19 protein-coding genes and 1 pseudogene are annotated in these 19,088 nt (G+C 69.2%); 7 read left to right on the forward strand and 13 right to left on the reverse strand.

The window, feature by feature from the left end; genetic code table 11:
* The first annotated feature begins 1 nt into the window (after position 1).
* On the forward strand, positions 2–931 hold the full coding sequence (locus tag AB0L71_RS17695) for a YihY/virulence factor BrkB family protein (protein WP_365243503.1): 930 nt from the start codon (positions 2–4) through the stop codon (positions 929–931).
* On the opposite strand, the gene AB0L71_RS17700 is transcribed toward AB0L71_RS17695, so the two are convergent.
* On the reverse strand, positions 879–2,138 hold the full coding sequence (locus AB0L71_RS17700) for a D-alanyl-D-alanine carboxypeptidase (RefSeq protein ID WP_365243505.1): 1,260 nt from the start codon (positions 2,136–2,138) through the stop codon (positions 879–881). The two genes, AB0L71_RS17695 and AB0L71_RS17700, sit on opposite strands and share 53 nt — an antisense overlap.
* 121 nt (positions 2,139–2,259) lie before the next feature.
* Here AB0L71_RS17700 and AB0L71_RS17705 point away from each other — a divergent pair, with 121 nt between their 5' ends.
* The 3 genes from AB0L71_RS17705 (at position 2,260) to AB0L71_RS17715 (ending at position 5,580) form a co-directional block, all read left to right on the forward strand.
* Positions 2,260–2,505 (forward strand): hypothetical protein, encoded by a 246-nt coding sequence (locus AB0L71_RS17705; RefSeq protein WP_365243507.1) that lies wholly within the window; start codon positions 2,260–2,262, stop codon positions 2,503–2,505.
* Positions 2,506–2,534: 29 nt separating this feature from the next.
* Positions 2,535–3,842 (forward strand): metallophosphoesterase, encoded by a 1,308-nt coding sequence (locus AB0L71_RS17710; RefSeq protein ID WP_365243509.1) that lies wholly within the window; start codon positions 2,535–2,537, stop codon positions 3,840–3,842.
* Positions 3,843–4,026: 184 nt separating this feature from the next.
* Positions 4,027–5,580, forward strand: coding sequence for an ABC transporter substrate-binding protein (locus AB0L71_RS17715; RefSeq protein WP_365243676.1), 1,554 nt, complete (start codon positions 4,027–4,029; stop codon positions 5,578–5,580).
* A gap of 113 nt (positions 5,581–5,693) precedes the next feature.
* On the opposite strand, the gene AB0L71_RS17720 is transcribed toward AB0L71_RS17715, so the two are convergent.
* From AB0L71_RS17720 to AB0L71_RS17730, 3 genes are all read right to left on the reverse strand, one after another.
* Positions 5,694–6,404, reverse strand: coding sequence for a TetR family transcriptional regulator (locus tag AB0L71_RS17720; protein WP_365243511.1), 711 nt, complete (start codon positions 6,402–6,404; stop codon positions 5,694–5,696).
* 118 nt (positions 6,405–6,522) lie between these two features.
* Positions 6,523–6,954 carry a hypothetical protein gene (locus AB0L71_RS17725; RefSeq protein ID WP_365243513.1) on the reverse strand — a complete coding sequence of 144 codons (432 nt, stop codon included), beginning with the start codon at positions 6,952–6,954 and terminating at the stop codon, positions 6,523–6,525.
* 67 nt (positions 6,955–7,021) lie between these two features.
* Positions 7,022–8,281, reverse strand: a complete 1,260-nt coding sequence (locus AB0L71_RS17730; RefSeq protein WP_365243515.1) for an MFS transporter — start codon at positions 8,279–8,281, stop codon at positions 7,022–7,024.
* 86 nt (positions 8,282–8,367) lie between these two features.
* Here AB0L71_RS17730 and AB0L71_RS17735 point away from each other — a divergent pair, with 86 nt between their 5' ends.
* Entirely contained in the window at positions 8,368–8,877 is a 510-nt protein-coding gene (locus tag AB0L71_RS17735) for a MarR family transcriptional regulator (RefSeq protein ID WP_365243517.1), read from the forward strand.
* Positions 8,878–8,938: 61 nt separating this feature from the next.
* Here AB0L71_RS17735 and AB0L71_RS17740 read toward each other — a convergent pair whose 3' ends face one another.
* The 6 genes from AB0L71_RS17740 to AB0L71_RS17765 all read right to left on the reverse strand — a co-directional run bounded on the left by AB0L71_RS17740 (position 8,939) and on the right by AB0L71_RS17765 (position 13,845).
* Positions 8,939–9,535, reverse strand: coding sequence for a hypothetical protein (locus AB0L71_RS17740; RefSeq protein WP_365243518.1), 597 nt, complete (start codon positions 9,533–9,535; stop codon positions 8,939–8,941).
* 181 nt (positions 9,536–9,716) lie between these two features.
* Positions 9,717–10,475, reverse strand: a complete 759-nt coding sequence (locus AB0L71_RS17745; RefSeq protein WP_365243520.1) for a succinate dehydrogenase iron-sulfur subunit — start codon at positions 10,473–10,475, stop codon at positions 9,717–9,719.
* Positions 10,475–12,229 (reverse strand): succinate dehydrogenase flavoprotein subunit, encoded by a 1,755-nt coding sequence (gene sdhA / locus AB0L71_RS17750; RefSeq protein ID WP_365243522.1) that lies wholly within the window; start codon positions 12,227–12,229, stop codon positions 10,475–10,477. The genes AB0L71_RS17745 and sdhA overlap by 1 nt, the downstream gene beginning before the upstream one ends.
* A 28-nt stretch (positions 12,230–12,257) precedes the next feature.
* On the reverse strand, positions 12,258–12,734 hold the full coding sequence (locus AB0L71_RS17755; RefSeq protein ID WP_365243524.1) for a succinate dehydrogenase hydrophobic membrane anchor subunit: 477 nt from the start codon (positions 12,732–12,734) through the stop codon (positions 12,258–12,260).
* 5 nt (positions 12,735–12,739) lie between these two features.
* Positions 12,740–13,120 (reverse strand): succinate dehydrogenase, cytochrome b556 subunit, encoded by a 381-nt coding sequence (gene sdhC / locus AB0L71_RS17760; RefSeq protein ID WP_365243526.1) that lies wholly within the window; start codon positions 13,118–13,120, stop codon positions 12,740–12,742.
* 200 nt (positions 13,121–13,320) lie between these two features.
* Positions 13,321–13,845, reverse strand: coding sequence for a 2-oxo-4-hydroxy-4-carboxy-5-ureidoimidazoline decarboxylase (locus AB0L71_RS17765; protein ID WP_365243528.1), 525 nt, complete (start codon positions 13,843–13,845; stop codon positions 13,321–13,323).
* 353 nt (positions 13,846–14,198) lie between these two features.
* Here AB0L71_RS17765 and AB0L71_RS17770 point away from each other — a divergent pair, with 353 nt between their 5' ends.
* Together AB0L71_RS17770 and AB0L71_RS17775 are read left to right on the forward strand one after the other, a co-directional pair.
* Positions 14,199–15,803, forward strand: coding sequence for a family 20 glycosylhydrolase (locus AB0L71_RS17770; protein WP_365243530.1), 1,605 nt, complete (start codon positions 14,199–14,201; stop codon positions 15,801–15,803).
* A gap of 203 nt (positions 15,804–16,006) precedes the next feature.
* Positions 16,007–16,744 carry a DUF4328 domain-containing protein gene (locus tag AB0L71_RS17775; protein ID WP_365243532.1) on the forward strand — a complete coding sequence of 246 codons (738 nt, stop codon included), beginning with the start codon at positions 16,007–16,009 and terminating at the stop codon, positions 16,742–16,744.
* 75 nt (positions 16,745–16,819) lie between these two features.
* On the opposite strand, the gene AB0L71_RS17780 is transcribed toward AB0L71_RS17775, so the two are convergent.
* The 3 genes and pseudogenes from AB0L71_RS17780 to AB0L71_RS17790 form a co-directional block, all read right to left on the reverse strand.
* Entirely contained in the window at positions 16,820–17,119 is a 300-nt protein-coding gene (locus AB0L71_RS17780; RefSeq protein ID WP_365243534.1) for a DUF397 domain-containing protein, read from the reverse strand.
* Positions 17,100–17,399, reverse strand: a pseudogene (locus tag AB0L71_RS17785) (Scr1 family TA system antitoxin-like transcriptional regulator); the annotation flags it as partial. The gene AB0L71_RS17780 and the pseudogene AB0L71_RS17785, both read right to left, overlap by 20 nt.
* A gap of 193 nt (positions 17,400–17,592) precedes the next feature.
* Positions 17,593–18,933, reverse strand: a complete 1,341-nt coding sequence (locus AB0L71_RS17790; protein ID WP_365243536.1) for a tetratricopeptide repeat protein — start codon at positions 18,931–18,933, stop codon at positions 17,593–17,595.
* Positions 18,934–19,088 lie beyond the last annotated feature (155 nt).

Here is a 19,088-nt window from a genome sequence, read left to right on the forward strand (position 1 = left end):
CATGGACTGGCTGAAGAACCTCCCCGTCGTCGGGCCGATCGTCTCCCGGCTGATGGCGACGCACGCCTGGCGCTCGTACGAAACGCTGGAACGGGTCCACTGGGCCAGGCTCGCCGCCGCGATCACCTTCATCAGCTTTCTGGCGCTCTTCCCACTGATCGCGGTCGGTGCGGCGGTCGCTGCCGCGCTCCTCACCGAGAAGCAGGTCCACACGATCGAGGACAAGATCGCCCAGCAGGTGCCGGGTATCTCCGACCAGCTCGGCATCAGCGGTCTGGTGGCCCATGCGGGCACGGTGGGGCTGGTCGCCGGTGCGGCCCTGCTCTTCACCGGCGTCGGCTGGATCGGTGCGATGCGAGGCTGCCTGCGCGCCGTGTGGGGCATGGACGACCTGGATCTGGGCAATCCGGTCCTGCGCAAACTCAAGGACGTCGGGCTGCTCCTCGGTCTCGGCGGGGCGGCGCTCGCGACCCTGGCCGTCTCCTCGGCCGGCTCCGTCGCCGTGGGCTGGACCGCCCGCCTGCTGGGCATCTCGGACGGCGGCGCGGGCGGTGTGGTGCTGCAGGTGGCCGCCCTGGTCGTGGCGGCCCTCGCGGACTTCCTGCTGCTGCTCTATCTGCTGACGCTGCTGCCCGGTGTCGAACCCCCGCGGCGCAGGCTGCTGGTCGCGGCGGCGATCGGCGCGGTCGGCTTCGAACTGCTCAAGCTGCTGCTCGGCAGCTATATGAAGGGCGTCGCGTCGAAGAGCATGTACGGCGCCTTCGGGGTGCCGGTCGCGCTGCTGCTGTGGATCAACTTCACGGCGAGGCTCCTGCTGTTCTGCGCCGCCTGGACGGCGACGCGGAACAGCAGGGACGAGGCGGGGAAGTCCGCGGCCGTCAGCGACGAGGGAGGCGGCGCACCAGGTCCGGCAGCGGCCAGCGCCGGTTGACCAGGAACGCCCCCGCGGCCAGCAGGACCAGGACGCCTCCGGCGATCCCCAGCGCGATTCCGATGCCCCCGCCGCCCCCGGTGGAGGCGGCGGCCTCGGCGGTGCGCGAAGGACCGTTGCTGCCGTTGCGCCCGTCGTTCGCGTCGTTCGCCGTGGGGCCCTTCCCGGTGCTGTTCCCGGTGGAGGCGGACCTAGGCGCCACCAGCTCGCCGATCGGGGTCACCTTTCCGCTCGCGGCGAAGCCCCAGTCCAGGAGGCTCGCGGCCTCCTTGTAGACGGCGTGGGCCTTCTTGGACGACGGGTTCATGACGGTGACCAGCAGCACCCTGCCGTTGCGTTCGGCGACACCGGTGAAGGTGTTGCCCGCGTGCGTGGTGTAGCCGTTCTTGACGCCCGCGATGCCCTTGTACGGTTCGACCCCGTCCGCCCCGGTGAGCAGCCGGTTGGTGTTCTGGATCTTGAAGGTCTTGCGCTTCCCGTCCTTCGTGGTGCCGGTGAAGTCCGCCTCGGCGGTCGAGCAGTACTCCCGGAAGTCCGCCTTCTGCAGCCCGCTGCGCGCGAACAGCGTCAGGTCGTACGCGCTGGAGACCTGATCGGCCGCGTCGTATCCGTCGGGTGAGGCCACCTTGGTGTCGAGCGCCTGCAACTCCTCGGCGTGCGCCTGCATGTCGGCGACGGTCCTGGGCACGCCGCCGTACATCGAGGACAGCACGTGCACCGCGTCGTTGCCCGAGCGCAGGAACACTCCGAGCCACAGGTCATGGACCGTGTACGTGAGGTTCTCCTTGACGCCGACCAGGCTGCTGCCCTCGCCGAGACCGGCGAGGTCCTTCTCCTGGACGGTGTACGTGCGGGTCTTCGGCTGCAGTCCGGGCATCACGGTGTCCGCGAAGAGCATTTTCAGGGTGGAGGCGGGGGGCAGCCGCCAGTGCGGGTTGTGCGCGGCGAGGACGTCGCCGCTCTCGGCGTCCGCGACGATCCAGGACCTGCCCGTGAGGTCCTTGGGGAGCACCGGGGCACCGGCCCCCAGCTTCATCTGTGTGCCGGCCCGGCCCAGCAGTTCGCCACCGACGCTGGACATGGCGGCCGGCGGCTCGGGCTGATCGGCGTCGGAGTCCTTGTCGACTGCAGATGCAGGGCCGATGACAAAAGTGGACAACAAAGCGGCTGAGAGGACCGTCAGTGCGGTCTTTTTGAGAGCAGGCACGATCGGCAACGTACAGGCAGATGATATGAAGAATGAGCGTGATTGCTTGACTCGCTGGGCATACCGCCGCGACGGCCCACCCCGGGCGGCTGCGCCGAGGAGCGAGAGCGATACTGGAGCCATGAAGCTCAGCCGCCCCGTCTCCTGGTTCCTGCTCGCTTTCGGGGTGTGGAGCTGGTTCATCTGGGTCACTTTCGTCAAGAACCTCTGGAAGGACGGCAGCGGACTCGCCTTCGACGACGCGGGTGACCCGACCGCTTACTTCTGGGTGCATCTGCTGCTCGCCATCACGTCCTTCCTCCTGGGGACGGCCATCGGCGTGATCGGGTTCCGTGGTGTCAGGGCCCTGCGCCGCGAGCGCGGATAACAGGCCATACGGCGGGCGGGGGAGCACCGATGGCACTGGCCGGTCTCGTACTGACGGCGCTCGTGGTGATCGCGCTGCTCGTCGGCGTGCACCGCTATCTGTGGCGCCGCCTCGTCGGTGACACCACGGCCGAGCACAGTGTGCTGCGCACCGCCGGCACGGTGGCCGCGTTCCTCCTGCCGCTGCTGAGTGTCGGGGCCCTGGTCTCCGGCCGTGCGGGTGCGCCCTTCCTGCTCCAGCAGGTGCTGGCCTGGCCTGGCTATCTGTGGCTGGCCGCGCTGCTGTATCTGACGCTGGCCCTGCTGGTGGGTGAGGCGGTACGCCCGGTTCTGCGACGCCTGCTCGCGGGCCGTGCGGACCGGTCGAGCCGGACGAACCGGTCTTCACTCCCGGAAATGACGCCCGAGCCCCTCGGCCCCGACGCCCCCGCCCCGGTCGCCTCCACCGCGTCCGCCCCGGACACCTCCCCCGCCCCGGTCGCCGAAGCCTCCGCGGTGGCCGGTCCCGCCGCTCCCACCCGTCGTCTGTTCGTCGCACGGGCCGTCTCGGGCGCCGCCGCCGTCGCCGGGCTCGGCACGGTCGGCTACGGCACCTACGGCGTGCTGCGCGGGCCGCGGGTCAAGCGGGTCACCGTGCCGCTCGCCAAGCTGCCCCGTTCCGCGCACGGTTTCCGGATCGCCGTCGTCAGCGACATCCATCTCGGCCCGATCCTCGGCCGCGCCCACACCCAGCGGATCGTCGACACGATCAACCGCACCCAGCCGGATCTCGTCGCCGTCGTCGGGGACCTCGTCGACGGAACCGTGGCCGATCTCGGTCCGGCGGCGGAGCCGCTGGCCCGGTTGAGCTCCCGCCGGGGGAGCTTCTTCGTCACCGGAAATCACGAGTACTTCTCCGGCGCCGCTCAATGGATCGACCACGTAAGGGACTTGGGGCTGCATCCGCTGGAGAACGCCCGGGTGGAGATCGACGGATTCGATCTCGCGGGCGTCAACGACATCGGAGGGGAGGGCGAGGGGCAGGGGCCCGATTTCGAGTCCGCGCTCGGTGACCGGGACCGTACCCGCGCCGCCGTCCTCCTCGCCCACCAGCCCGTCCTGATCGACGAGGCCGTCGCCCACGGTGTGGACCTCCAGCTCTCCGGACACACTCACGGCGGCCAGCTCTGGCCGGGCAACTACCTCGCGGGCCTGGCCAATCCCACGGCCGCCGGACTCGACCGCTACGGCGACACCCAGTTGTACGTCTCGCGGGGCGCGGGCGCCTGGGGGCCGCCCGTGCGGGTCGGTGCGCCCTCCGACATCACCGTGGTGGAACTCGCCTCCGGACAAATCTGACACTCCGCCGAACGGTGACAGGCCGGATGATCGCCCCGAGGTTTCAAGTGTCGAACAAAAGGCTATGAGTACTAGTTTCCGGCTTCCAGATGTGCAAATCGTGTGATTTGCTGAGCGAGAACATGCGGTGATGTGCGTGTCTGAGCACAACACCGAGGTGGGGCTGGTAAGGGAGAGCACGACAATGCGGTCGATCCGACTACGGATTCTCGCGATTTTCGCCGTACTGATCATCGTGGGGGTCGGGGCCTGGCAGTTGCTCCCCTCGGACGAGACGGACCGGGACCCGATCACGGTCGGCACGACGGACGAGGTCACCTCGCTCGACCCGGCAGGTGCGTACGACGCCGGTTCCTGGTCGCTGTTCAACAACATCTACCAAACTCTCCTGACGTTCAGGACCGGGGCGATCGTCCCCGAACCCGACGCCGCCGAGAGCTGCGGGTACATCGGCCAGAAGCTCCAGACGTACCAGTGCAAGCTGCGCGACGACCTGACCTTCTCCAACGGCCGAGAGGTCACCGCCGAGGACGTCAAGTACTCCATCGAGCGCGTGATCAACATCAATTCGGACGTCGGTCCGGCGGTGCTGTTCGCGAACCTCAAGAGCGTGGTGACCAAGGGCCGCACCATCACCTTCAACCTCTCCACGCGTGACGCGACCTTCCCGCAGATTCTCGCCACGGGCGCCGCTGCGATCGTGGACCGCGAGGTGTACCCGGCGAAGGAGCTCCGGACCGGTACCAAGGTCGACGGGTCGGGGTCGTACCTCCTGAAGTCGTTCCGGGACGACTCCATCGAGCTGGTTCCCAACCCCCGTTACGAGGGCGCCATCAGCAAGACCGGTGTCCCGGTCACGGTGCGCTACTACAAGGAGCCGGAAGCGCTCCTGGCGGCCTGGAAGTCCGGACAGGTCGAGGTGACGCACCGTCAGCTCACGCCGGAAGCGGTCACCGAGCTGAACCCCGGTGACCCCGACCTGCACGTCACGGAGGCGGACAGTTCCGAGACCCGCAACCTCGTCTTCAACGTCCGCGCAGGCTCCCCGCTCGCGGACAAGAGGGTCCGGCAGGCCATCGCCTCGGTCATCGACCGCGGCCAGTTGGCGGCCGGTGCCTACAAGGGCACGGTCGAACCGCTCTACTCGCTGATCCCGCAGGGTGTCCTCGGGCACAGCACGCCGTTCTTCGACGCCTATCCCTCGCCGGACACCGAGCGTGCCAGGACGCTGCTGCAGGAGGCCGGGGTGCAGACACCGCTGCACTTCACCTTCGCCTACCGCGCCGGCGACACCGCGTACGTGGCGGAGACCAAGGAGCTGCGGCGCCAGCTGGAGGCGACCGGACTGTTCAAGGTCACGGTCAAGTCGGCCGAGTGGCAGGAGTACCAGAAGGGGTACACGTCCGGTAAGTACGACGCGTTCACGCTCGGTTGGCTGCCCGACTACCCGGACCCCGACACCTTCAGTCAGCCGCTGGTCGGCCGTTCCAACACCCTCCACAACGGCTACGTCAGCAAGAAGATGGACGAACTGATCGCGGACACGCTGCAGTACAGCGACCGCAGCCGTACCTCCGCGGACTTCAAGGAGATCCAGGAACTGGTCGCCGAGGACGTGCCGCTCGTGCCGCTGTGGCAGAAGAAGGACTACGTCGTCAGCACGGGGGAGATCTCCGGCTCGCAGTACCTGTCGGACGGCACCGGCATCTGGCGGCTCTGGGAACTGAAGCGGATCTGACGGCCCGCCGCGCCGGACCGGGCGCGTGACGAACCAGGTCGAGGGGCGGGCGCCCCGGCACTGCCGGGGCGCCCGCCCCTTCGTCCGTCCCGGGGGCCGGGTCGCGCTCCGTGTCAGGCCCGGTGCCTGGCGGCGCCGGGCAGGAACTCCTCCAGCAGGCCGTGGATCTGGCGCACCAGGGGACGCAGCGCCCGGAACCGGGAGAGCGCGATGGCGCGGGCGACGATCGGGGCGGAGCGTTCGACCAGGCGGCGGCTGCGTTCGGTGTGCTCCGTCCGGTCGTACACCCAGTACAGCACCAGGCCCATCTGCATGAGCCACATCAACTCGGGCAGCTGGTCCGCCAGATCGGGATCGGTGCGGACGTCCGACCCGGCCAGGCACCGCCGGTGGATGGAGATCGCCGCCTCGCGAGCCGCGACCGACTCCGCGGAGAACGGGCTGAGCGGGCTCTCCGGGTCGGCGGCGTTCTTGAAGAACTGGGCGGCGAACCGGTGGTACGGCTCCGCCACGTCCAGCCAGGTGAGAAGGACCCCGCGCATCCGCACCGTGAGGTCCTTCTCGCCGTCCAGGACCTGCTGGACCGCCGCTTCGTGCTCGGCGGCCAGGCGGTCGTAGAAGCCCTGGACGAGATGTTCCTTGTTCGTGAAGTAGTAGTAGGCGTTCCCGACGGAGACTCCGGCCTCCTGGGCGATGGCCCGCATGGTCGTCCTGTCGTAGCCGCGTTCCTGGAACAGCCGGAGCGCGGTCTCGAGGATGAGGGTGCGGGTCTGCTCGCTCTTGGGAGGCCTGGGCTCCTTCACGTCCTTCGCTTCCTTCACCACAGTCCCGAGGGTATCCGTCCCGGTCGGTCCCCGGACGCGGGGACCGTACAGGCGCCGCCCCCGCCCCCGTTGCCGTACGGTCGCGCGCCTGCGGCCGGTACGTAGCGGCGGCGATTACTCAGGCGCCGGTGGCCGGCGGGGCCCACGGGCCCTTGCCCGGACCCGCCCAGCCCTGCGGTGGTGCGGGCGGGGTCTGCTCGCGCTCCGTCATTCCGCGGCGGCGGATCCTGTTGAGCACATAGAAGTTGGCGAGGTGCAGCCCGCCGAGGACGAGCAGCACGACACCCAGCTTCACCGACAGTGCCTCGAAGAGGCCACGAGCGTCGGTGACCCCGTCGTCGTTCGTCAGGTAGAGGGTGACGAAGCCCAGATTGACCAGGTAGAAGCCGACCACCAGCAGATGGTTGACGGCATCGGCGAGCTTCTCGTTCCCGTGCAGCACATCGGCGAGGAACGCCTTGCCGTTGCGGCTGAGCGTGTGCGCGACCCAGATGGTGAGCGCCACGCTGATCAGCAGGTAGATCACGTACGCGACAACAGTGAGGTCCATGCCCCACCCTCCCTTGAACGCGTTCAAAAGCTGTTGTGAGGGACTGTAGACCCATACTTGAACGCGTTCAAGCAGGTCTCTCGGTCGACTTCGGGCGCGTTCGGGCCGGCGCTCCGGTGGCTTGTTCCGGCTGCCCGCCGGCTGCCCTGAAGCGTCGGACGCCCGGCACCGCCGCCGTCGCCAGACAGGCCCCGCCGACCGCCACCGCGGCGGCGGCCAGGGGGACTTCGGCGCCCCACGCCGAGACGGCGAGCGGGGCCAGGGCGTAGCCGAGCGGCATCGCGCCGAGCGAGAGCAGCCAGTCGTACGAAGTCACGCGGGCCAGGGCCGCCGCGGGCACCGCGGACTGGACCGAGGTCTGCCAGACCGGGGTGAGGAAGCCGAGGCCGGCCTGGGCGACGCCGTACGCCGCGATGGTCGGGACGACGGGCGCGTGGACCGCGAGCAGTCCGAGCGGAAGGGCGTACGTGGCAAGGCCCAGATTGGCGATCAGGACCGGGCGGCGGGGGCGGGCCCGGCCGGCCAGCAGGGAGCCGAGGAGCAGACCCACCGCGCCGGTCTGGAGGAGCGCGACCCACATGCCCTTGCCGCCCAGCTCGTCGACGAAGAGGGCAGGGCCCACGGTCATCAGGACGGCCGCGGCGCCGTTCCACGCGGCGTGGGCGATCAGACTCGTCCAGTACCAGTCACGGCTCCTGACCTCGCTCCAGCCCTCCTTGAGGTCCGTGAGCAGCGAGCTTGGGGGGATGGGGACATGACGGACCTTCATGGCGGACAGCAGCGCGGCACTGACCGCGAAGCTCGCGCCGTCCAGCACGAACGCCCACCCCGGTCCCGCCGTGAGGATCAGAGTCCCGGCGAGGGCCGGACCGCCGAGCCGGCTCGCGCTGGTGGCCACCGCCATCAGCGAGTTGGCGCGCAGCAGCCCCTGATCCGCCACGGTGCCGCGGATCAGGGGTGACACGGTCGGCATGGCGAACGCCCCGGCGGCGCCGCCGATCGCCTCGGCGAGGGCGATCTGCCAGAGCGCGGGGGAGCCGCTGAGCAGTTCCGCGCCGACGAAGAGCTGGGTCACGCACCGTACGAGATCGGTGGTCAGTGCGACGGTGCGGGCGTTGAACCGGTCGCCCACGACGCCGCCCAGTGGCAGCAGGAGCAGCTTGGGGACCATCGCGCAGCCCAGGACCAGGGCGAGGTCGCCGGTCGAGCCGGTGGCCAGGTAGACGGCCAGGGAGAGGGCGGTGGGGATGGCGGCGTCGCCGAGGAGGGAGAGGGTGCGTCCGATGAAGAGCAGGCGAAAGGCGCGCGTGCGCAAGGGATGCGGCATGCGCGCAATCTATTTCGATACCGAATTATTCGTCAACGAAGTATCTGGCTCCGAAGCGGTGCGGTGGCTGGGCGTACGCTGTGGCCATGGAGCGACGCGACTGGACCGACGGACACGTGGAGCGCTGGAAGCCCGTCCTTCCCGACCTCGATCCCGAGGTGGAGGGCGCGGTGACCCGAATGAAGAAGCTCTCCGTCCATCTGCGCCGGGTCCGCGAACAGTCCCTGGTCGACTTCGCCCTGGACCGCCAGGAGTTCGACACGCTCCACAAGCTGGCCGGACGCGGCGGGAAGGCGGCTCCCTCGGAGCTCGCCGCCGACCTCGACCTCGCGCCCGCCTCCGTCACCGGCCGGCTGGACGCGCTGGAGCGGCGTGGACTCGTCCGCCGTAGGCCCTCCACCGTCGACCGGCGACGGGTCGACGTGGAACTCACCGACGAGGGTCATGCGACCTGGTTGGGCGCGATGGACGTCCTCGGGCACGAGGAGTACCGACTGCTCGGCGTGCTCGACAAGGACGAGCGCACGCTGCTCAACGACATGCTGCGGCGCATCATGGTGGTCGCGGAGGACCGGGGCGGCGCCGACGGGGACTGAACGTCCCGGACTTCGGAGTTCCCTGCCACCGCCGCCACCCCGGCCCTGCTCAGACGAAGCGTCAGATGCTCATCGAACGCGCCGTGTTGATCTGCGCCATCACCATCGGGAAGGTCTCCGGGCCGGTCGCCGGGATCATCGTCGAGTGGTGCCTGCCGCCACTGGTCACCGAGACCTGGATGAAGCCGGTCGTCCTCTTCTCCTTCATCAGGAGGAAGAGCAGACCGACCAGGCAGAACAGCGCGAAGACGATCGCGAGGACGATCGCGTGGGTCGGGATCTTCTCCTCGGTGCGCGACAGGTCCGTGGCCGTCCACACCGCACCCTTGAGCGGCATCGGGCCGGCCGGTGTCACGATCTGGTCGTTCACGACGGCGATGTCGCCGAACGCCAGCATCGGCGCACCGCCGACGGCACCGGGCGGCAGCCCCGGCTGCTGCGGGTAGCCGTAACCGGGCAGGGTCGGCTGGGCCGGCTGCTGCTGCGGGTAGCCGTAGCCGGGGCCGGGCTGGGTCGCGGACTCGGGCAGCGGCTGCGGGTAACCGTAGGCCGGGGTGCCCGGACCGGCCTGGCCGTCCGGGACGGTGGGCGGATTGCCCGGCTGCTGGGGAGGCCCCCACTTGTATGAGTCGTCCGCGTACGGATTCGGCTCGCTCAACGTTCCCCGCTCTCGATCAAGCCTTCGCGCCTCGCGCCGTGCTGCGCCGGAGGCGGCGGAACCGGTGTCCGGTCCCGCATGACCGTACCGTCAACACCCCGACGGTGCAGCAAGAGGCCCCGTCCTCCGCGGATGTACGCGGAGGACGGGGCCCCGGATGCGACTGGTGCGCCTGTGGCGGTCAGAAGCGGCGCGTGATCAGCGCCCGCTTGACCTCCTGGATCGCCTTGGTGACCTCGATGCCACGCGGGCAGGCGTCCGTGCAGTTGAAGGTGGTGCGGCAACGCCACACACCGTCACGGTCGTTGAGGATCTCCAGGCGCTGCTCGCCGCCCTCGTCACGCGAGTCGAAGATGAAGCGGTGCGCGTTGACGATCGCCGCCGGGCCGAAGTACTGGCCGTCGTTCCAGAACACCGGGCACGAGGACGTGCACGCGGCGCAGAGGATGCACTTGGTGGTGTCGTCGAAACGCTCGCGGTCCTCGGCGGACTGCAGGCGCTCACGGGTCGGCTCGTTCCCCTTGGTGATGAGGAAGGGCATGACGTCGCGGTACGCCTGGAAGAACGGCTCCATGTCGACCACGAGGTCCTTGAGGACCGTGAGGCCCTTGATGGCCTCGACCGTGATCGGCTTCTCCGGGTTGATGTCCTTGATCAGCGTCTTGCAGGCGAGCCTGTTCTTGCCGTTGATCCGCATCGCGTCGGAGCCGCAGATGCCGTGGGCGCAGGAACGGCGGAACGTCAGCGTGCCGTCCTGGTCCCACTTGATCTTGTGAAGGGCGTCGAGCACACGCTCCTTCGGGTCCATCTCGATCTGGAAGTCCTGCCACTGGGCCTCGTCGGAGACCTCGGGGTTGAAGCGGCGGACTCGCAGGGTGACCGTGATGAACGGGGAGGCGGCGGACTCCGCCTCCACCTTGTCCAGAGTCGTGGTTGCCATCAGTACTTACGCTCCATCGGCTGGTAGCGGGTCTGGACGACCGGCTTGTAGTCGAGCCTGATCGACTCGGCGCCGTCGGCCGCGACCTCGCGGTACGCCATGGTGTGGCGCATGAAGTTGACGTCGTCGCGGTTCGGGTAGTCCTCGCGGTAGTGACCACCGCGGGACTCCTTGCGGGCCAGTGCGGAGGTCGCCATGACCTCGGCCAGGTCGAGCAGGTTGCCCAGCTCGATGGCCTCCAGGAGGTCCGTGTTGAACCGCTTGCCCTTGTCCTGGATGGACACGTTGAGGTAGCGCTTGCGCAGCTCGGCGATCTTGTCGACGGCCGTCTTGATGGTCTGCTCGGTGCGGAACACCATCACGTTGGCGTCCATGCACTCCTGCAGCTCCAGACGGATCGCGGCGACCCGCTCGGTGCCCGTCGAGTTGCGCAGCCGCTCGATCTGCTCCTCGACCATCTGCGCCGGGTTCTCGGGAAGCTCGACGAAGCCGTTCTTCGCGGAGTACTCGGCGGCACCGATGCCCGCGCGGCGTCCGAAGACGTTGATGTCGAGCAGCGAGTTGGTGCCCAGACGGTTGGCGCCGTGCACGGAGACACACGCGACCTCGCCGGCGGCGTAGAGGCCCGGGACGACGGTGGTGTTGTCGGCCAGCACCTCGCCCTCGACGTTGGTCGGGATGCCGCCCATGGCGTAGTGCGCGGTCGGCTGGATCGGGATCGGGTCCGTGTAGGGCTCGATACCGAGGTAGGTACGCGCGAACTCGGTGATGTCGGGCAGCTTGGCGTCCAGCTGCTCCGGCGGCAGGTGCGTCAGGTCGAGGTAGACGTGGTCGCCCGCGGGACCGCAGCCCCGGCCCTCACGGATCTCCGTGTAGATGGAGCGCGACACGACGTCACGGGACGCGAGGTCCTTCATGACGGGCGCGTACTTCTCCATGAAGCGCTCGCCGTCCTTGTTGCGGAGGATGCCGCCCTCACCACGGGCGCCCTCCGTCAGCAGGATGCCCATGCGCCAGATGCCCGTCGGGTGGAACTGGAAGAACTCCATGTCCTCCAGCGGCAGGCCGCGGCGCCAGGCGGCGGCCTGGCCGTCACCGGTCAGGGTGTGCGCGTTCGACGTCACCTTGAAGAACTTGCCGGTGCCGCCGGAGGCGAAGATGATCGCCTTCGCCTGGAAGATGTGGATCTCGCCGGTCGCCAGCTCGTACGCGACGACGCCCGCGGACTTCTTGACCCCGTCCACATCCTGGAGCAGGAGGTCCAGGACGTAGAACTCGTTGAAGAACTCCACGCCCTCCTTGACGCAGTTCTGGTACAGCGTCTGGAGGATCATGTGGCCGGTGCGGTCCGAGGCGTAGCAGGACCGGCGGACCGGGGCCTCGCCGTGGTTACGGCTGTGGCCACCGAAGCGACGCTGGTCGATACGGCCCTCGGGCGTGCGGTTGAACGGCAGGCCCATCTTCTCCAGGTCGAGAACGGAGTCGATGGCCTCCTTCGCCAGGATCTCGGCGGCGTCCTGGTCGACCAGGTAGTCGCCACCCTTGATCGTGTCGAAGGTGTGCCACTCCCAGTTGTCCTCCTCCACGTTGGCCAGCGCGGCGGCCATGCCGCCCTGCGCGGCGCCCGTGTGGGAGCGGGTCGGGTAGAGCTTCGTGAGCACGGCGGTACGGCTGCGCTTCGTGGACTCGATGGCCGCGCGCATACCGGCGCCGCCGGCGCCGACGATGACGGTGTCGTACTTGTGGATCTGCATGATTTCCTCTGGTCCCTCTGCCCGGCGCCTAGCGGATGTTCGGGTCGAAGGTGAAGATCACCAGCGTGCCCAGCAGGACGGTGAACACCGTGGCGGTGTACAGCAGCATCTTCAGCCAGAAGCGGGTGTTGTCCCGCTCGGCGTAGTCGTTGATGACCGTACGGAGGCCGTTGGCGCCGTGCAGCATGGCCAGCCACAGCATCGCCAGGTCCCAGACCTGCCAGAACGGGGAGGCCCAGCGGCCCGCCACGAAGGCGAAGCCGATCTTGGAGACGCCGCCGTCCAGCACCAGCTGGATCACCAGGTGACCGATGACCAGGACGACCAGGACGATGCCCGACAGGCGCATGAAGAGCCAGGCGTACATCTCGAAGTTGGTGCGCGAACCCCTGGGCGTCTTCTCGGTCCGCTTGCGCGGCGGCTCGATGACCGGGGCCGGGTGGTCTACGTCGTAGAGGCTGACGCCCTCGACGGAGCCGATTGCGGCGGAGGACTCGGTGGACATTGGCCTCAGCTCCCGAAGACGTCGCGTACGGCGTGACCGAGGACCGGGTACAGGGCCCCGACCATCAGCACGATCCAGATGCCCACGACGGACCAGAGCATCTGCTTCTGGTAGCGCGGGCCCTTGGCCCAGAAGTCCACGGCGACGATCCGCAGACCATTCAGCGCGTGGAACAGGATGGCGGCCACCAGGCCGTATTCGAGGAGCGCGACGATCGGCGTCTTGTACGTGGCCACGACGTCGTCGTATGCCTCCGGAGAGACGCGGACGAGAGCGGTGTCCAGGACATGTACGAACAGGAAGAAGAAAATGAGGACACCGGTGACTCGATGAGCCACCCAGGACCACATGCCTTCCCGGCCGCGGTACAGCGTTCCAGCCGGCACGGAAGAACCCTCCGGGAGCGGGGATTGGGGTCGGCCGGCTTGACTGTCGGTCTGACCCGGCCGGGTACGGTCCACCGGCCCCGGCCATCGTAGCGACGCTTTGTCGGTTCGTCGGCGCCGGGGTCACCGGTGTGATCAAAGTGGCAATCAAACAGGCACGGACGGGCTAAGGGCCGTTCCATGGCCCCTGGCGCCGTTCGTCATGGACGCGATACCAGATCGATGATGCGACTTCGGGCGATTCTTCGCATCTCGTCCGCGGCGACCACGCGTTCGTGGTCGGGTTCGTGGCCCAGCCTGGCCCGGATTCCGGCGAGCACCTGGTCCGGTTGCTCGGTGGGGCCGAATCCGTCCAGGCAGATCACGAAGACATGGCCGAAGCGGCATTCGTAGGCCGCGTGCGCGGCCCGCAGCGCGAGATGGGCGGAGGGCGGCGCCGCGGGGTGCAGTCCCGGCGAGACCTCGGCGGCCAGCGCCTCGGCGAGATCCGTCGGCGGCAGGTCGTAGCCGGCCTCGTCGGCGGCGGCCAGCAGCGCCCCCAGGTCGGGGTACGGGCGATGCGCGGCCACCCGCTCGGCCCAGCGGTGGCTGCCGCAGCAGCCCAGCAGGGCGGCCTCGGCCTCGGCGGACGGCGCGCTGTTGAAGCGGTCGAAGGCGTCGGCCGGGCCCGGGGGCGGGCCGGAACTCTGACGGGGAACGGCCGTCCGGGTGGCCGGGTGCCGCATCCGTTCGGGAGGGCCGGCGTGGGACTCGCTGGACCGGGACAGCGTGGGCTCCTCGAATCAACGGCAGCGGTGGACCTGGAGACGGTGGACCTGGACTGGGCGGGACGGGTGAGTCCAGACGGATGCAGGGTGAAGGGAGAGACGAATGTGCCTTAAAGCTAGCGAGACTGGGCAACCGCCGTCCGACAGATGCACGAACTTCACCCGGACGGGAGGGTTTCAGAACGTTTGGTGGACTGCATTTCGCCTGATGGGCATGGTTCGCAGGAGAATGACCTGCTGTCTCCATGTTTCTGTGTGATGCCCCCTGATTCTCCCTGCCGGATGACCGGATGACCGGAGGTTTCTGACCGATGCCGCCCTCACGTGGCGCTCTCGTATCCGGCGCGGTCCTCACTGCGGCGGCCGCCGCGACGATCGCCATCGTCGTCTGGCCGGAAGGCGTCGGCAGCGGACCGGCGGGGGAGTCGGGGGCCCGCAGCCCCGCGCAAACCTCGGCCACCCCCTCGCCGACCCGGAGCTACCCGCTCTCCACCCCGCCCCGCACCATTCCCGCCGTACGCGAGCACACCGCCGCCCACGGCCCCGGCTGGCAGCCCGCACCGGCCGCCGGAGTCGTCGTCGCGCACGGCAGCGGGGCGCTCGCGGACGAGGGGCGGCTGCTCGCCGAAGAACTGAAGATCCACTACCGGGGTGAGGTCTCCGCCCGCGCCGGCGACGTCGAGCTCGCCCTCGTGCCCGGCAAGGGCGCCCCCGAGTCGTACACCCTGGACACGCGCGAGGGCCGGGTCAGGATCAGCGGACCCGACCAGGCCGGCGTCTTCTACGGAACCCGCACCCTGAAACAGTCCGTGCGCGCCGACGGCCGCATGCCCGAGGGCGAGGTGCGCGACCGCCCCGACCGGCCGCAGCGCGGCCTCCACCTCGACATCGCGCGCAAGCCCTACACCGTCGCCTGGATCGAGGACCGGCTGCGCGAGATGGCCGACCTCAAGCTCAACCAGCTCGGCCTGCACTTCTCCGACGACCAGGCCTTCCGCATCCAGTCCGACACCCACCCCGAGGTGGTGTCGCCCCAGCACCTCACCAAGGCGCAGGTGCGCCAGATCCTCGACCTCGCGGGACGGCTGCACATCCAGGTGGTCCCCGAGCTCGACTCCCCGGGCCATCTGGGGGCGGTACTGAAGGCCCACCCCGACCTCCAGCTGCGCAATGTGTCGGGCGTGCGCTCGCCCGGATCGCTCGACATCTCCGACCCGGGGGCGGCGAAGCTCGTCGACGACCTGCTCGTCGAGTTCAGCGGGCTCTTCGGCGGCCGGTACTGGCACCTCGGCGCCGACGAGTACCTCGCCCTGATGGCCCGGGACCCGGCCGCCTCGTACCCGCAGCTGCAACGCGCCGCCCAGCAGAAGTACGGACCGAAGGCCGGCATCAAGGACCTCGTCACCGGCTGGCTGAACGACCGCGCGGCGGTGGTGCGCCCGCGCGGCAAGCAGCCCAAGGCGTGGAACGACGGCTTCTTCCGCGACGGGGTCGTCCACGCCGACAAGGACATCGAGGTCGAGTACTGGACGGGCAAGGAGTACGGCGCCCGGCCGCCGCAGGAATACCTGAGCGAGGGGCGGCGGGTGGTGAACCTCAACGACGAGTTCCTCTATTACGTGCTCGGCCAGCCCAACAACTTCGTCTACCCGACGGGGCAGCGGATCTACGAGCAGTGGACCCCGCTCGTCCTGCGCGGCACCCAGCCCGTCCCGTCGCGTTACTCCGGCCAGATCCTGGGCGGCCGGTTCGCCGTCTGGGGCGACCTCCCGAACGCGCAGACCCCGGCACAGGTGGCGCAGGGCATCCGGATGCCGCTGCGGGCAACGGCCCAGAAGCTGTGGGATCCGCGCAAACCGACGCTGAGCTGGAATCAGTTCCGGGCGCTGGCCACGAGGATCGACAAGACGGACTGAGCGGGGCGGCCCGGATTTCCCGTGGACAGGCGGGTGGGCAAGGAGTACGTTCGCGTGCCGCGCGTCCCAGGGGAGGGGCGCGCTTTCCTTGCGCTTCGAGCGCCGAGTCCTGGGGGTTCCCCATCATGCTGTGCTCCACCTGCCGTCTCAGACCGCCGGTCACCGCGGACGGACGCTGCCTTCTCTGCGCCGGACCGGCCGAGGTGGCGGCACCGAGGTGGTCGGTCCCGGCCTTCTTCGCTCCGCAGCAGTATCTGCGCAAGCCGGACGGGCTCGCGATGGCCGTCGTCATCATGCTGGCCGTCGTCGCCGGGCTCGACCTGCTCGCCATGGCAGCGGGGCAGAACATCCGCAGGGTGCTCGGCGACGGGCTGGAGAACGACTTCGCGACGTTCGACGACGCGGAGGCGACCCTCGCGGACAACCTCTACGGGTCCGCCGGCGCGTCGCAGAGTGTCATGGTCCTGGCGACCGCCATCGTCTTCATCATCTGGTTCCGGCGGATGCGGCTGAACGCCGAGGTGTTCGACCCGAACGCGCAGCGGATGGCGCCCGGCTGGGCGGTCGGGGCCTGGTTCATCCCGTTCGCCAACCTGGTGCTGCCGCGCCGGATCGCGGGCGGCATCTGGACCGCGAGCGACCGGGCCAACACCGACGGCAGTGGGCGCACGGCCCCGACCACCCCGATGAATCTGTGGTGGGGAGCGTGGATCTGCTCGCTGGTCTTCTCCCGGGTCGCGTCGCAGCAGTACGCGAGGGCCGAGGAGCCGCAGGAGGTCATCGACGCGGCAGGGATGGTGATGGCGTCCGACGCGTTCGACGCCGTGGCCGCGGTGCTCGCGATCCTCTTCGTGCGCAAGCTGACCCGGATGCAGGGGGAGCGGGCGGCCCTCGGCATGTTTCCGCTGAGCGCCCGGTTCACGGGAGGCCGGACCGACTGAGGAACGCGAGGGGGCCTGCGCGGTGACGAGGCCGGGCCGCCCGGTGCCGAAGGCCGGTGGGCGTTTCGGGTTGGCCTACGCGGATCGGCAGCCGGGTGCGTCCTTGAGGGACGTGACGAACGACGTCCAGGCGGGGGCCGTGACCGTGAGGACCGGGCCGTGGGCCAGCTTGGAGTCGCGGACGGGGACGATGCCCACGAGGCCGTCGGCGACCTCCACGCAGTCCCCGCCGTCGCCGTTGCTGTAGCTGCTCTTGCGCCAGCGGGCGGCACCGGGGAAGGCCTCGGCGACCTCCACGCAGTCTCCGCCGGTGCCGTTGCTGTAGCTGCTCTTGCGCCAGACGGCGGTGCTCAAGTCAATTCCGTTGCTTGCCATTTCGATCATCCTCAGCGGTCTGCTCGATCACGGCGAGGGACGCCTCCGGCGGCAGTGCGGCGGCCCTGAGCAGATCGTACGACCCGCGGCACTCCTTTACGAGGGCTGGATCGTCGATGGTGTCACCGCTATGCAGTGCCTCCGTGTAGACCAGGGGCGGGGCGTCGGGAAAGGTCATGATCTTGGCCGTGCCCAGCATGAAGGGATGCGGTCCGCAGTTCCACGGAAGGATCTGTGGAACAATTCGGCGCCGCCTCGCCAGCACCGCGATCCGCTCCAAGCCGTGGCCGCGGTGCTCGCGATCCTCTTCGTGCGCAAGTTGACCCGGATGCAGGGGGAGCGGGGCGGCCCGCGGCATGTTTCCGCTGAGCGCCCGGTTCGCGGGAGGCCGGGCCCACTGAGGAACTGATCTTTCGGTGCACCGGCCGTCGTAGGTGACTTTCTTTCTGAGGCTGAGGCCCACAGGGGACAGGTCAGCTGGCCAAGGACGGGGGTGCGACCGTCCGCGCCCGGTCATAGAGGTCCCGTGCGGCGGCATTTTTCAGGTGGGGGCGCAGGAGGCCGAACATGGTTCTGATCCGGTCGTCGGCGCGGCTGGACTGCACCATTGGGTAGTCGTCGAGCGCCTGGTGCCATGTAGCGCAGGCCGCTTCCAGGTGGCCGATCTCCAGTTGGCGCTCGGCCAGGGTGGCGCGGTGCCGTACGCGGGCGCGGCGGTAGACGCTGTAACGGACCTTGTCCGACTCCCGCATGGCTTCGATGGCGCCGGAAACGTCACCGAGTTCGTAACGGACCTGGCTGATGTGGTAGTTGAGTGCCGCAGGATCGTACGAACCGAATGCCTTGCCGCGCGACTCGGCGCGGTCCATGGCCCCCTCGGCCTCGTGGATGTATCGCAGCGCGCCCGCCCGGTTGCCTGTCTGTGCGGCGGCGTGTGCCTGCTGGCCGGCGAGGAAGGCCCGCATGCGAGGCCCGGCCTTCGGGGAGGCGGCGGCAGCGACGTCGGCCAGTTCCATGGCTTTCGCCCCGTGGCGGAGGTCGACTGCCTGGACGCTCATGCCGCGCAGGGTGGTGCAGTAGGTCAGGTGGTCCTCGGCCGCTCCCGCCAACTCCAGTGCCTTGATGTAGTAGTGCTGCGCCAGGCCGTGCAGTCCTTCGTCCACGGCCATGTAGCCGGTCAGGTACAGCAGGTCCGAAGCCGCGGACAGCATTGCCTTTCGTACGCCCTCGGGTGCGTCGGCCCGAAGGTAGGAGGCCACGGTGTTGACCATGAACGAGGCCGCCATGGGTCGAGCGTGGCGACCGCCGAACTGGTCGTCGAGTTCCGAGACCCGCTCGGTCATGGCGATGACCATGTCCACTTCGTTCATGCCGATGCGGGTGGTGCGGCCGGACTGGACGGCTTCGGCCCGCCCGATCACGTCGGGCCAGCCGGGGATGGTGAGGGCCACGGAGAACAGACTGGCTCCCAGGACACTGCGGCGGGACGGGTCCATGTCGTGCCTCCCCAGGTCGATCACCCCTTCCACGGTATCCGCGGCAGTGGGGGAGTGATCGCGGGGGACCGGCAGGCCGGCCTCGGCGTGGGTGACAGGGCGGCCGAGGCGGCGGGAGAGGGCTTCGAGGATGCACGCTCGCACAGCGCTGCGGGGGACGGTGCCGCTGAGCCAGTGGCTCACCGCCGACTCGTCGTAGCGCAGGGGTGCGCCGGTTTCGGTGCCGACGCGGTTCACCGCTCTCGCGAACTGGCGGTGGGTCCAGCGGCTTTCGGTGAGCAGGCGCCCGAGCGCCACGTTCGGTTCACGCTTGGCCATGCCCTCAACTTCCCGTGCTCTGGCGAACTTTCAAGGCTTTCAAGTCCTGGCGCTGCTGCAACGGTACCGCTGTGCGTGGTCATGCGGTTGCGTAGAGGTAGCAGGTAACGGCGAGTTCTCGCCGCAGCCGTCGTCTGAGGGACTGATGGATGAGA

Source organism: Streptomyces sp. NPDC052052 (genome assembly GCF_040680455.1).
Classification (GTDB): Bacteria; Actinomycetota; Actinomycetes; order Streptomycetales; family Streptomycetaceae; genus Streptomyces.

Excerpts from the sequence above, each read along its gene's own strand:
- AB0L71_RS17695 (WP_365243503.1), top strand. The coding sequence starts at position 2 with ATGGACTGGCTGAAGAACCTCCCCGTCGTCGGGCCGATCGTCTCCCGG.
- AB0L71_RS17705 (WP_365243507.1), top strand. The coding sequence starts at position 2,260 with ATGAAGCTCAGCCGCCCCGTCTCCTGGTTCCTGCTCGCTTTCGGGGTG.
- AB0L71_RS17710 (WP_365243509.1), top strand. The coding sequence starts at position 2,535 with ATGGCACTGGCCGGTCTCGTACTGACGGCGCTCGTGGTGATCGCGCTG.
- AB0L71_RS17715 (WP_365243676.1), top strand. The coding sequence starts at position 4,027 with ATGCGGTCGATCCGACTACGGATTCTCGCGATTTTCGCCGTACTGATC.
- AB0L71_RS17725 (WP_365243513.1), bottom strand. The coding sequence starts at position 6,954 with ATGGACCTCACTGTTGTCGCGTACGTGATCTACCTGCTGATCAGCGTG.
- AB0L71_RS17730 (WP_365243515.1), bottom strand. The coding sequence starts at position 8,281 with ATGCCGCATCCCTTGCGCACGCGCGCCTTTCGCCTGCTCTTCATCGGA.
- AB0L71_RS17735 (WP_365243517.1), top strand. The coding sequence starts at position 8,368 with ATGGAGCGACGCGACTGGACCGACGGACACGTGGAGCGCTGGAAGCCC.
- AB0L71_RS17745 (WP_365243520.1), bottom strand. The coding sequence starts at position 10,475 with ATGGCAACCACGACTCTGGACAAGGTGGAGGCGGAGTCCGCCGCCTCC.
- sdhA (WP_365243522.1), bottom strand. The coding sequence starts at position 12,229 with ATGCAGATCCACAAGTACGACACCGTCATCGTCGGCGCCGGCGGCGCC.
- AB0L71_RS17755 (WP_365243524.1), bottom strand. The coding sequence starts at position 12,734 with ATGTCCACCGAGTCCTCCGCCGCAATCGGCTCCGTCGAGGGCGTCAGC.
- AB0L71_RS17765 (WP_365243528.1), bottom strand. The coding sequence starts at position 13,845 with ATGCGGCACCCGGCCACCCGGACGGCCGTTCCCCGTCAGAGTTCCGGC.
- AB0L71_RS17770 (WP_365243530.1), top strand. The coding sequence starts at position 14,199 with ATGCCGCCCTCACGTGGCGCTCTCGTATCCGGCGCGGTCCTCACTGCG.
- AB0L71_RS17780 (WP_365243534.1), bottom strand. The coding sequence starts at position 17,119 with ATGGCAAGCAACGGAATTGACTTGAGCACCGCCGTCTGGCGCAAGAGC.
- AB0L71_RS17790 (WP_365243536.1), bottom strand. The coding sequence starts at position 18,933 with ATGGCCAAGCGTGAACCGAACGTGGCGCTCGGGCGCCTGCTCACCGAA.